10 protein-coding genes are annotated in these 12,616 nt (G+C 71.2%); 5 read left to right on the top strand and 5 right to left on the bottom strand.

All coding sequences use genetic code 11. The features are described 5' to 3' along the window. The first annotated feature begins 79 nt into the window (after positions 1-79). Positions 80-508 carry a Fur family transcriptional regulator gene (locus ACFYPR_RS20120; RefSeq protein WP_387183546.1) on the top strand — a complete coding sequence of 143 codons (429 nt, stop codon included), beginning with the start codon at positions 80-82 and terminating at the stop codon, positions 506-508. Between the two features lie 23 nt (positions 509-531). Then, entirely contained in the window at positions 532-2,808 is a 2,277-nt protein-coding gene (gene katG / locus ACFYPR_RS20125; RefSeq protein ID WP_387261507.1) for a catalase/peroxidase HPI, read from the top strand. 89 nt (positions 2,809-2,897) lie between these two features. On the opposite strand, the gene ACFYPR_RS20130 is transcribed toward katG, so the two are convergent. Further along, entirely contained in the window at positions 2,898-3,608 is a 711-nt protein-coding gene (locus ACFYPR_RS20130; RefSeq protein ID WP_387261510.1) for a DNA alkylation repair protein, read from the bottom strand. 153 nt (positions 3,609-3,761) lie between these two features. Here ACFYPR_RS20130 and ACFYPR_RS20135 point away from each other — a divergent pair, with 153 nt between their 5' ends. After that, entirely contained in the window at positions 3,762-4,376 is a 615-nt protein-coding gene (locus ACFYPR_RS20135; RefSeq protein ID WP_354855461.1) for a dihydrofolate reductase family protein, read from the top strand. 136 nt (positions 4,377-4,512) lie between these two features. Here ACFYPR_RS20135 and ACFYPR_RS20140 read toward each other — a convergent pair whose 3' ends face one another. Next, complete coding sequence (locus ACFYPR_RS20140; protein WP_387261512.1) at positions 4,513-5,901, bottom strand: PHB depolymerase family esterase; 1,389 nt, start codon at positions 5,899-5,901, stop codon at positions 4,513-4,515. Positions 5,902-6,183: 282 nt separating this feature from the next. On the opposite strand from ACFYPR_RS20140, the gene ACFYPR_RS20145 reads away from it, so the two are divergent. Beyond that, positions 6,184-7,197, top strand: coding sequence for a PaaX family transcriptional regulator C-terminal domain-containing protein (locus ACFYPR_RS20145; protein WP_387261514.1), 1,014 nt, complete (start codon positions 6,184-6,186; stop codon positions 7,195-7,197). A gap of 76 nt (positions 7,198-7,273) precedes the next feature. After that, positions 7,274-8,092 (top strand): SAM-dependent methyltransferase, encoded by an 819-nt coding sequence (locus ACFYPR_RS20150; protein WP_387261517.1) that lies wholly within the window; start codon positions 7,274-7,276, stop codon positions 8,090-8,092. 34 nt (positions 8,093-8,126) lie between these two features. Here the strand turns inward: ACFYPR_RS20150 and ACFYPR_RS20155 are convergent, their stop codons facing one another. From ACFYPR_RS20155 to ACFYPR_RS20165, 3 genes are all read right to left on the bottom strand, one after another. Further along, positions 8,127-8,498, bottom strand: a complete 372-nt coding sequence (locus tag ACFYPR_RS20155) for a metalloregulator ArsR/SmtB family transcription factor (protein WP_354855751.1) — start codon at positions 8,496-8,498, stop codon at positions 8,127-8,129. Between the two features lie 108 nt (positions 8,499-8,606). Then, positions 8,607-10,682: a copper resistance protein CopC gene (locus tag ACFYPR_RS20160; RefSeq protein WP_387261521.1), complete on the bottom strand. Its 2,076-nt coding sequence runs from the start codon at positions 10,680-10,682 to the stop codon at positions 8,607-8,609. A gap of 175 nt (positions 10,683-10,857) precedes the next feature. Then, positions 10,858-12,360, bottom strand: a complete 1,503-nt coding sequence (locus ACFYPR_RS20165; RefSeq protein ID WP_354855749.1) for an FAD-binding oxidoreductase — start codon at positions 12,358-12,360, stop codon at positions 10,858-10,860. Positions 12,361-12,616 lie beyond the last annotated feature (256 nt).

Here is a 12,616-nt window from a genome sequence, read left to right on the forward strand (position 1 = left end):
GGAGGGGGCACCGCCACTCCGGCGTGCCGGATGGGTTAAAACTTGATCCGTTCCAAAATAGTGAGCTAGTGTTCCTCGGGTGATGCCCGACTTCGAGGCGCAACTGCGAGCCGCCTCGCTGCGCGTGACCCGGCCCCGGCTGGCGGTGCTCGCGGCCCTGCGCGACCACCCCCACGTCGGCACCGACGCGGTGATCGCGTTGGTGCGGGCGGAGCATCCCACCGTGTCCCACCAGGCCGTGTACGACGTGCTGCGGGTGCTCACCGACGCCGGTCTGGTACGCCGGATCCAGCCTGCCGGCGCCACCGCCCGCTACGAGTCCCGGGTGGCGGACAATCACCACCATGTCGTGTGCCGCGCCTGCGGCGCCATCGCCGACGTCGAGTGCGCCGTCGGCCACGCCCCCTGTCTGACCGCCTCCAATGACCACGGGTTCGTGGTCGACGAGGCGGAGGTCGTCTACTGGGGCACCTGCCCCGGTTGCGCGGCCGCTCGCACCTCCCAGTGATCCGCCAGTTCGGAAGGAAGTACATGAGCGACACCCAGGACAACGGACCCATCAGCGCGCAGGGCGTGGACGAGAAGGCCGCGGCCGGCTGCCCGGTCGCGCACGACTCGGTGACCGCGCACGGCAGCGAGAGCGAGAACCCGGCGATCGACTCGCCGACCCCGAAGACCGGCGGTCGTCCGCGCACCAACCGGGACTGGTGGCCCAACCAGCTCGACCTCTCGGTGTTGCACGCCCACTCGTCGAAGGGCAACCCGCTGGGTGCGGACTTCAGCTACGCCAAGGAGTTCGCCAAGCTCGACGTCGAGGCCCTCAAGCGTGACATCGTCGAGGTCCTCACCACCTCGCAGGACTGGTGGCCGGCCGACTTCGGCCACTACGGCGGCCTGATGATCCGGATGAGCTGGCACGCCTCCGGCACGTACCGGATCGAGGACGGTCGGGGCGGCGCCGGCGACGGCGGGCAGCGGTTCGCGCCGCTCAACAGCTGGCCGGACAACGCCAACCTGGACAAGGCCCGTCGGCTGCTCTGGCCGGTCAAGCAGAAGTACGGCCAGAAGATCTCCTGGGCCGACCTGCTGGTGCTCGCCGGCAACGTGGCCCTGGAGTCGATGGGCTTCAAGACCTTCGGCTTCGGCTTCGGTCGCGAGGACGTGTGGGAGCCCGAGGAGATCTTCTGGGGCCCCGAGGACACCTGGCTCGGCGACGAGCGGTACGCCACCGAGAAGGAGATGGCGGCCGGCGTCGGTTCGACGGAGATGGGTCTGATCTACGTCAACCCGGAGGGCCCCCGCGGCAACGCGGACCCGGCGGCGGCGGCGCACTTCATCCGGGAGACCTTCCGCCGGATGGCGATGAACGACGAGGAAACCGTCGCCCTCATCGCCGGCGGTCACACCTTCGGCAAGACCCACGGTGCCGGCGTCGCCGACGGCCACGTCGGCGCGGAGCCCGAGGGCGCCCCGCTGGAGGCGCAGGGCCTCGGCTGGCTGAGCACCCACGGCAGCGGCAAGGGCCCGGACACGATCACCAGCGGCCTCGAGGTGACCTGGACCGACCAGCCGACGCAGTGGAGCAACCGCTTCTTCGAGATCCTCTTCGGCTACGAGTGGGAGCTCACCACGAGCCCTGGTGGCGCGAAGCAGTGGGTCGCCAAGGATGCCGAGGCGATCGTCCCGGACGCCTTCGACCCGTCGAAGAAGCACCGGCCGACGATGCTCACGACCGACCTGTCGCTGCGCGTCGACCCGGCGTACGAGAAGATCTCGCGCCGCTTCCTGGAGAACCCCGACCAGTTCGCGCTGGCCTTCGCCAAGGCGTGGTACAAGCTGCTGCACCGCGACATGGGCCCGATCGAGCGCTTCCTCGGGCCGTGGGTGGCCGAGCCGCAGCTCTGGCAGGACCCGGTGCCGGCCGTTGACCACGAGCTGGTGGGCGACGCCGACATCGCCGCCCTCAAGGCCAAGGTTCTGGATTCTGGTCTCACCATCGACCAGCTGGTCTCCACCGCCTGGGCCTCTGCCGCGAGCTTCCGGTACACCGACAAGCGCGGTGGCGCCAACGGCGCGCGGATCCGCCTCGAGCCGCAGCGCAACTGGGAGGTCAACCAGCCCGAGCAGCTCGCGTCGGTACTGAGCACCCTGGAGGGCATCCAGCAGGAGTTCAACGCCGCCGGTGGGGCGAGGATCTCGCTCGCCGACCTGATCGTGCTGGCCGGCTCGGCAGCGGTCGAGAAGGCGGCGCGCGACGCGGGTGTCGAGGTGACCGTGCCGTTCCGGCCGGGCCGCACCGACGCCACCCAGGAGCAGACCGACGTCGAGTCCTTCCGGGTCATGGAGCCGCGCGCCGACGGGTTCCGCAACTACCTGCGCCCGGGTGAGAAGACCCAGCCGGAGGTGCTGCTCGTCGACCGTGCCTACATGCTGAACCTGACCGCGCCCGAGATGACCGTCCTCGTCGGCGGTCTGCGGTCGCTCGGCGCCAACACCGGCGGCAGCCAGCACGGCGTCCTCACCGACCGGCCCGGTGTGCTCACCAACGACTTCTTCGCCAACCTGCTCTCCCCGGGCACCCGGTGGAGCGCGTCGAAGTCCGACGAGCACGTGTACGAGATCCGGGACCTGGCCACCGACGAGGTGAAGTGGACCGCCACCGCGGTCGACCTCATCTTCGGCTCCAACTCCCAGCTGCGGGCCCTCGCCGAGGTCTACGCCAGCCAGGACGCGCGCGACAAGTTCGTGCAGGACTTCGTCGCGGCCTGGACGAAGGTCATGGAGCTCGACCGGTTCGATCTCGCCTGATCCTGCGCTCACCGACGAGCCCCGGCCGATCCGTCAGCGATCGACCGGGGCTCGCCCGCGTCCTGCCGCCGCCGAAGACGGGAGGCCCGTCAGCCCAGCCCGGACAGGTAGTCTCTGCGTCGCTGCGGCTCGAACTTCTCGATCGCGTACCGCAGCATGACGCGCGGCATGACCCGGTGATGCCGGGCCAGGAACTCCTCCTCGGCCGCCCGGTCGCGGTTGCCCACCTCGCGCAGCATCCAGCCCACCGCCTTGCGGACCAGGTCGTGCGGGTCGTGCAGGAGCCGTTCACCCAGGCGGAACGTCCAGTCGAAGTCACCGATCCTGATGAAGGCGAAGGTCGCCATGATGGCGATGCGCCGGTCCCACACCAGGTCCGACGCGGCCAGGCGATCCAGGACGCTCCGGTCCTTGTCGATCAGCCACGGCCCGAGGATGTACGGGGCGGACGAGTCCACCAGGTCCCAGTTGTTGATGTGGTCGGTGTTGTCCAGCAGGAGGCGGACGACGCGGCCCCGTTCCTCCTCGTCGCCCCGGGCGAACTTGCGGACCAGGACGAACAGTGCCGTCAACCTCTCCTCGTGCACGTCGCTGGTCAGCAGCTCCGCCGTGCCGGTCAGGGAGAGATCGCGCCAGTACCGGGCGGCCACCCGCCGCTGTTCGGGTACGGGAACCCCGATCGCCCGGTCACCCTCGCCGTAGCCGCCCGGGCCCAGTTGGAGGAACCGGCTCGATCCGGCCGCCCGGACCGGGTCGGCGAGGCTCGCGAGTTCGCGTCGGACGTCGGCGGGCGTGGCCATGTCCGTGCAACCTACCGGCCGCGTCCGACGGTTCCGCCGTTCTCGGCGGATTCGGTCGGCGGCGCGCGGTTCGAGGGGCGGTGGGTGGCCGACGAGTTTGGGATGCTGTGCCCGTCTATCTGCCGACAGCACCTCACGTGAAGGAGCACCGCGATGGCGAAGGTCATCTCCACGCTGTTCATCTCGGCCGACGGCGTGGCCGAGATCGACCCCGACTGGCACTTCCCGTACTTCGACGACAACATGGGCCGCGCCGTCACCGAGGACTACGACACGTCCGACGTGCTGCTCATCGGCCGGGTGACCTACGACAGCTTCGCCGGAGCCTGGCCCGACCGGGAGGCGGCGGGTGGCGAGGACGCCGGGTTCGCCAAGCAGCTCGGGGACGTGCGCAAGGTGGTCGTCTCCCGCCAGCCGCTGGAGTTCTCCTGGCGCAACTCGGAGGTCATCGACGGCGATCTCCCGGCGGCCGTCGCCGCGCTCAAGGCCGACGCCGGGATCAAGGGCATCCTCATTCCCGGGTCGATCTCCGTGGTGCAGCAGCTCCTCGCCGCCGGGCTGGTCGACGAGCTGCGTCTGCTGGTGCACCCGGTGGCGGCGCGCAAGGGCCGCAGGCTGTTCGACGACGGCGACACGCCGTACCACCTGCGGGTGATGGCGACCGAGGTGTTCCCGACGGGCGTGCTCCGCGTGATCTACGCGCCGACCGACGCGCCCGGCGCGGTCGGCTACGACGACGTCAAGGACCAGGTGCCCGCGGGAAACTAGGCGACTCGGCCACCCATCTCGCCGGCCGCCCGACGCCTGGTCCGAGCCGGCCCCGTCGCTTGCCGCGACGGGGCCGGCTCGATCTCGTACGGGCTCGGACAGCTCGGCCCGGGTGGACGTCGGGGATCGCCCGCGGTCAGGCGATCGTGCAGGTCGCGCCGTTGAGAGTGAACGAACTCGGTCGGGCGGTGTTGCCGGTGTGGGTGGCCTGGAAGCCGATGGTGACCGATCCGCTCGGCGGGATGCTGGCGTTGTAGGCGACATTCCGGGCCGTCACCTGGCCGGACGCGGGGGAGTAGGTCGCGTTCCAGCCCGAGGTGACGCTCTGCCCGCCGGGCAGGGTGAAGACGAGCGACCAGCCGTTGACGGGGCTGGCGCCGGTGTTGGTGATGGTGAGGTTCTCGGTCAGGCCGGTGTTCCAGGCGTTGATGGCCACGCTCACGCGGCACGCGCCGGAACTCGGCGGCGGCGTGGTGGGGTTCGGCGGCGGCGTGGTCGGGTTGGGCGGCGGCGTGGTCGGGTTGGGCGGCGGCGTGGTCGGGTTGGGCGGCGGCGTGGTCGGGTTCGGGGGCGGCGTGGTCGGGTTCGGCGGGGCGGTCAGGCCGAAGAAGGCGACGGCGGCAGCGGCCATGCCGCCGGCGGGCAGGCTGTGCCCGGCGCCCTGGATGCTGTACGCCTCGACCTGGACGGTCCCGCTCGCGTCGGCGTACCGACGCCGGTTCCAGTTGGTCTGCGGCGTGTCGGTCGAGGTGGGTGTCTGGCTGAGCCCGAACACGTTGGTCCACTGCTCGATGGTCTCCTGCAGCAGCGAGTACGGCACGAGGGTGTCGCTGGTGCCGTGCCACAACTGCACGCGCGGGCGGGGGCCGGAGTAGCCGGGGTAGGCCTGCCGGACCGCGTCACCCCACTGTTGCGGCGTGCGGTTCATGTTCCCGCCGGTGCACTGGCTGCTCCCGGGCGGATAGTCCGCCGCGTTGGCGAAGCAGTTGTAGGGGACCCCCATGAACGCCGCGCCGGCCTTGAACACGTCGGGGTACAACGCCAGCATGTGGTTGGTCATCATGCCGCCGGACGAGCTGCCGGTGGCGTACACCCGGTCGGGGTCGCCGCCGTACTGCTGCTGCGCGTAGCGGATCATCGAGATGATCGACACGGGGTCGCTGCCGCCGCCGCGGCGCTTGGCGGCATCCGACCAGGTGTCGAAGCAGTTGCCGAAGCCGGCCTGCTGGGTGGCCGTCGGGTAGATCACGATGAACCCGTACCGGTCGGCCTGGGCGGCGAATTCGCTGCCGGAGTAGAAGCCGGGGCCCGACCCTCCGCAGCCGTGCATGGCGACCACGATCGCGGGTCTGGTCGGGCGGGTGTCGGGCACGTAGACGTGCATGCGCATCCGGCCCGGATTGTCGCCGAAGCTGGTCACCTCGGTGAGCGACGCGGCGTACGCGGGCTGGAGCGCGGGTGCCACCAGGCCGGCCGCCGCCAGCGACGTGACCAGGGCGAGCAGCAGTTTCCTTCGGATTTTCACGGGGACGACTCCTTCGATCACCTGTGCGGGTTGCGTGTGGTCGCGGGGCGGTCACGGGTGCGCCCGACTGCCCGTGGTGATCGCGCCTCGCCCACTACGTGTGCTTGCCCGGTGCCCGGCTCCGTGCGGCGTCGCGTAGCAGATAGTGTTCCTCGCGGTCGCCGAAGTGTCAATCGACGTACCTCAATTGCATGCGTGGTCGTGCCCGCCGCGACGGGCCCGGCGGCACGGGCCCTCCGTCTACAGTCGGTGCACCGTCCCTGAGCCGAGCCGGGAGCGCCTGTGGCAAGCCCCTTCACCATCGAGGAGATCTATCCCGACGACGGGGACGACCCGCCGCGGCTGCCCCGGCGGCAGGCCGGCAGCTCGCCGCAGGATCTCGCGGTGACCCTGCTGGCCGACTACACCCTGCGGAACCGCGCGCGGATCCCCTCCGCCGCCCTCGTCGCACTGCTCGCCGAGGCCGGGGTGAGCACGGCCGGAGCGCGCGCCGCGATCAGCCGCCTGGCCCGTCGGGGTGTGCTGGAGGGCAGCCGGGAGGGACGGCGCAGCTCCTACCGGATCAGCCGCGCCGCCGCCGCGAACCTGTCCAGCGGAGGCAGGTGGATCCTGGCCGCCACCACCGAGGTCACGGCGTGGGACGGATGCTGGACCCTCGTCGCCTTCTCCCTGCCGCAGGATCACAGCACCCAGCGGCGGGCCCTGCGTGGCCAGCTCCGCTGGCTCGGGTTCGCGCCGTTGTACGACGGGCTGTGGATCTCGCCGTACGAACTGGGCGCGCAGGGCAGGGCGAAGCTCGCCCGGTTCACCCTCGGCGCCGTCACGGTGTTTCGCGGGCGACAGGCGGCGCTCGACGTGATCGGCCAGCGCGCTCCCATCGACGCCTGGGACATCGAGGCGATCGGTCGGCACTACGAGGAGTTCCTGCGACGGTGGACGCCCCTGGTGCCCATGCTGCGATCCGGAGCCGTCGACGGCGCGGCGGCGGTGCGGGCGCGTACCGAGGTCATGGACACCTTCCGCCGGTTTTCCACCCTCGACCCCCGGTTGCCGCTGGAATTGCTGCCGGCGGGATGGCTCCGACGGCCGGCCCGGGAGCTGTTCGAAGCCGTCTACGACGGCCTCGCCGAACCCGCCGCGCGCCACGTCCGGTCGGTCGTCGCGCGGTTCGTCGACGGCACGCAGCCCGGCATCCAGGCGCACACCACCGCCGACCTCCTCGCCGGGGTACTCCGTGCGGACCCGGCTCCGGACCCGGGCGGTGCATCGGCGACGGTCGAGAGCTGCGCGACCTGAACGGCAACTGACGGGGTCTCCCCACCGGCGACGAGGTGTGTACCTTGTGGAGAACGCGCAGCGCTGGGGAGGCCGGATGACGTCACGCGGTGCAGACCTTTCGGCGGCCGACCGGATCGACACCTCCGTCGCGCACCCTGCCCGTCGGTACAACTATCTGTTGGGTGGCAAGGACAACTTCGCCGCCGACCGGGAGTCCGGCGACGCGCTCGCGGCCGCGATGCCCACCATCCGGCTCGCCGCCGTGGAGAACCGGATGTTCCTGCAACGCACGGTGCGCTTCCTGGCGCAGCACGGCGTCCGGCAGTTCCTGGACATCGGGACCGGCATCCCGACCGCCGACAACACCCACGAGGTCGCCCAGGCCATCGAACCGTCGGCACGGGTGGTCTACGTCGACAACGACCCGATCGTCCTGGCCCACGCCCGCGCGCTGTTGTCCAGCGCGCCCGAGGGGCGGACGGCCTACCTCGACGCCGACCTGCGGGAGCCGGACAAGATCCTCGCCCATCCCGACCTGCGCACGACACTGGACCTGACCGAACCCGTCGCGCTGATGTTGGTGGCCATCCTGCACTTCATCCGCGACGACGAGGACCCCAAGGGCATCCTCGATCGGCTCATCGCGGCGCTGCCGTCCGGCAGCTACGTGGTCGCCTCGCACGTGACCTGGGAATACCTGCCGCCCGCCGCCATCGCTCAGCTCGAAGCCAACAACCGCGACGGCCGGTTCCAGGCCCGGACGACCGAGCAGTTCGCGGCCCTTCTCGACGGGCTGGAGCTCGTCGAGCCCGGCGTCGTGTCCGTGGCGCGGTGGCACGCCGACGACGCGCCGCAGCCGCGTCCGTCCGTGCAGGACGTGTCGTTCAACGGCGCCGTCGCCCGGGTCCGGTGACGACGACCGCCACCGAAGCCGGTGCCGCGGTCGCTCAGCGGGTCTTCTTCGTCGGCCGTTTGCGGGGCGGCGTCAACAGGTCGGCGATCGCCGCGATCGCCGACGGCACGATGCGGTAATACGCCCAGACGCCGCGCTTCTCGCGCTCGATCAGACCGGCCTCGGTGAGAATCCGCAGGTGATGGCTCACGGTCGGCTGAGAGAGGTTGAGCGGCGCGGTGAGGTCGGTGACCGAGGCCTCGCCCTCCGGGGCGGCCTGGATCAGGCTGAGCAGTCGCAGGCGGGCCGGATCGGCGAACGCCTTCAGCACCCCCGCGAGCCGCTCGGCATCCGCGCGTTTGATCGGCTCACCGGCAAGCGGCGAGATGGCAGGCATGGCAGTATCGGCAGTTCCCACGACAGCCATCGTTCCACCAACCTGGGGAACAGAGCGGCGGAACCGGACAAATCCCCGAGCCGATGCTGTGCTCATCACAACACCATCGACGCGTGTCGTGGCCGGGTGGGCCAGCTGTCAGGGCAGGTTGATCGTGTACTCGGCGGTCTGGACCTTCCCGTCGACCTGGAAGTCGAAGAAGGCCCGGTACCGGCCGGAGCTGGGGACGGTCAGCCAGAACGCGACCGCGCCGTCGACGAGCTCCTGCTCCGGGTGGACGTGCACGTACCCGAGGTCACCCTCGCGAACGACGACCAGGTGCCCGTACGCGCCGAGGTACCGCTGCGGCTGGACCGGCCCGGCGGCGTCGGTGCGCGTGAGCTGGAATCGCACCGGCGCCGTCACCCCGGCGGTGGGCATCCCGGTCATCGACACCGTGAACGGTCCGGCCGTCGCCTGCGCCTGGGCCGGTGGCAACGCGGCCGGGGCGTACGCGCCCGGCACGTGGTGGTCGACGCCCAGCACGAGGGGCACCTGTCGACCGTCGGGGGCGCTGACGGAGAAGTCGGCGAAGACGCGGTAGCCACCCGGCCGGGCCAGTGTCAGGGGGACGCTCCAGGTGCCGTCGGGCGCCATCGTCGGGTGCAGGTGCTGGTAGCCGCCCAGGTCGCGACCCACCACGATCAGGTGCAACGGCTTCTCGTGCACGACGGCGAAACGCGTCGCCGGCTGCCGGTCGGTCCCGACGATCCGGAACCGGTAGTCCGCGCGTACGCCGGGCGGCTGGGTCCGCTTTAGGGGCTGCAACGTGTAGCCGCCCGCGCTGACCGTCGTCCCGGTCGCCAGCGTCTCACCCGTGCTGACGTCCCCCGGATGCGAGTGCGGCCCGGTCCCGGGCGCGTGGTCGTGCCCGTTCCCGGCCGACAGGGCCTCCCCGGAGCCGGTCGGCACTCCGGCGGGGGCCGCGGGCCGACGCGCGTCACCGGCCGGCGACGCGTCGCCGGTGCCGATGCGGGCGAGCCCGAAGCCGGCCAGCAGAGCCACCACCAGCCCGCCGACGAGCAGCGCCAGGTGGGTGTTGGTCAGCCGTGACCCGCGTACCACGCCGCTGTCCTGCGCCTCGGGCTGCGGCCGGTCGGCTGGCGACGTGTCCTCCGGTGTGGCCAGGGCCCGCGCGGACGGCGCCGGCCGTCCCGCCGGCGCGGACTCAACGACGACCGGACTCCGCGCGCTGGCGAGCGCGCCGCTCCTGCTCGCCGCGGGTACGGCGGCGCTTCGCTGTCTGCCGCCGGCCGCGCGACCGCCGCCGGCGGTCGCCGCGTTCGTGCCGGCGGTTGCCGCGTTCTTGGCGGCGGTTGCCGCACTCCTGCTCGCGGTTGCCGCGCTCCTGCGGGCGACGGGCTTGCGTGCCGAGGGTGCGACGCGGCCACCCCGGCCGGTCGGAGCCTTCGACGGGCGGGCCCGGCCAGGCGGTCCACCCGCCGTCGACGAGCGACGACGCCACGCGACGAAGCCCGCCACCGCCGCCAGGACCGCGACCGCCCCGCCGACCCAGAGCAGCGCGCCCGGGCCGCTTCGCCCATCCGAGGGTACGGCGGGAGCCGCCTGCGCTGTGCTCGGCGATCCGGCGGGCGCCGCCGAGGCCACCGGCTGCTGCCCCGTGGACGCGTGCTGGTCGATGGCGGCCAGAAGCGCGGGGTCGGGCTGCTGGGTCGGCGGTTGCCAACCCTGCGGCGCCGTGGTCGCCCGGCCGGTGTAGCGGAACGTCATCGTGCCGCGCACCGCGTCACCGTCGGAGGCCACCGACAGGTAGCTCACCGAGTACTGGCCGGCCGCCGGTAGGTGCGCGACCGACACCATCGCCGGAAACCCCGTCGTGTACTCGCGTGGCTGGAACTGGCCGTCGACCAGGAAGTACTCCCGCACCGGCTTGGTCAGCGTCTTCGGCTCCCCGTACGTCCAGCCGTTGTCGACACGAACGCCGTTCGGCGCGGTGACCGTGAAGTACGCGTTGGCGCCGACCTTCTCCGTGAAGTACAGCGCCACCGACGTCAACGGCCCCTGCACCGTGGCGCCGCTCTCGGGAGTGGACATCGCGAGCGTCCCGTGAGCTGCGGCGGGCTGAGCGGACGCGAGGAGGGTGACCGCCGTGGCGAGGGCGAGCGCGAGCAGGCTTGCGATCAGCCGGCCGAGACTCTGGGGGAGACGACGCATCTGAATATCCTCACCGGGGTGAGGCTTTTTTCACAAGGAGCTGATCTTTTTTCACGGAAGGCAAAAGTTGGCGCCGCTCCGCTCGCTCCGGCTGGCCGACGCCGCGAGAAGCCACGACCGTCGCCGAGCGGACGCGGCCCCGGACCACGCCCACGCGTGGCCCGGGACCGTCGCTTCAGCAGGTCGCGGGTGGAATGCTCTGCTCGTACTGGAAGACGTTGTGCGGGTCGTACTTCGCCTTGACCTTGCGCAGTCGGTAGAAGTTGGACCCCCAGTAGGCCGACTCCCACTCCGCCATCCCGATGTTCGGCACGTTGACGTAGGCGCCGTCGACGTACGGCCGCAGGGCCTGGCTGAACTCGGCGATCCAGGTCTGGGCGATCGGGGTGAGGGCCTCGCCGCTGTCCGGCTCCCCGCGGGTGCCCCAGCCGGTGCCCGGCTCGGAGTAGAAGAGCGCGTCGCGGTGCGGGAACGCGGAGCCGCCACGGGGTTCGTGCGCCTGGGCCCCGCGACCGAACGCCTGGAGGAAGAAGTTGCTGTCGTCCGTGGGCGCCTCCTCCATGAAGGCGCGGACCACGCTGATCGCCTTCTTCGGGAACGGCCTGTTGGAGAACTGCGAGAAGAACTTCCAGTTGGCGGGCTCGTCCTCGGTCGGGATCTGGAAGCCCGTGTAGATCTCGCCCCAGCCCCCGGTCTGTACGGTGACCTCGGGATTGCCGATCGAGAGGATCGGCTCCAGCAGCTCCCGCGCCTCCGCCTCCGGACCGTCAGCGAGCACCGCGAACAGCAGGATCTCGGACTTGTGGATCTCGACCTGGGTCCCCAGGCGGTAGTCGGTGAACGGAGCGACGCGCTGCCAGGTCTCGAAGATCTCCTCCAGGTCGCCGAGGCCGTCCCAGGTCGCCTGGAGATAGGCGACGCTGCGCAGCGGCGTCACCCGGTAGGTGAGCGAGGTGACGATCCCGAAGTTGCCGTTGCCCGCGCCGCGCAGGGCCCAGAGCAGGTCCTCGTGGTTGTGCAGGTCCACCTCGATCGCCTTGGCGCCGTTGGTGCCCCACGCGACGACGATCTCCGCCCCGATCAGGCTGTCGCAGGCCATCCCGAGGTAGCGGGTGAGGAACCCGAGACCGCCGCCGAGGGTCGCGCCGGACAGGCCCACGCTTCCCTCCGTGCCGGTCGTCACCGCGAGGTCGTGCTCGCCGAGCGCGGTGACCGCCTCCAGCTGGTTGAGCCCGGCGCCCACCCGTGCGATGCGGCTCGCGTAGTCGATGTGGGTCGACTTGAGCTCGCTCACGTCGATCACGATGCCGTTGTCGACGTTCGACCAGCCCTCAAGGCTGTGCCGGCCGCTGCGTACCCGCAGCGCGACGTCGTTCTGCCGCGCCCAGGTCAGGGCGTTGACCACGTCCTGGGTGTTCTGCGCGAAGACGATGACCAGCGGGTAGCGGACGAACAGCTCGTCCCAGCCGAGGCTCGCGTTCGCGTACCCGGGATCCTGAGGGCGGACGATGCGGCCGGTCAGCTCCGCCGGCGGATACTCCGCGGTGGAAGACGGCCCCGGGCCGCCGTCGGCCGCGAATCCCGGGGCGCCGGCGGCCACGATGCCGGGGAAAACCGCGGCCCCCGCGCCGACGGCCGCCGTCGCCTTGAGTACTTCGCGACGAGATAGGTCGCGCATGGTCCGATCCTCTCGATGTGGGTTACGCCAGCGATCGACCAGAGCGACTCTGGTTCAGTGGCACGCAACTCACGGTATTACGGGAGAGTTATTCGGAGATGAGCCTTTTTGTCCGAAAACCCAGTCGAGTGATCGGGGTGGGCCGGCTCGGGGCGGGCCCGCACGGCTGGGCCGTCACGCCACGGCGGGCAAGGCGTGTGGGGACGAGTGCACTGGCGGCCAGGGGAAATCCTCATTACGGTGTGACTGGGTCAAG

This window comes from Micromonospora sp. NPDC005254 (assembly GCF_042872525.1).
GTDB lineage: Bacteria > Actinomycetota > Actinomycetes > Mycobacteriales > Micromonosporaceae > Micromonospora.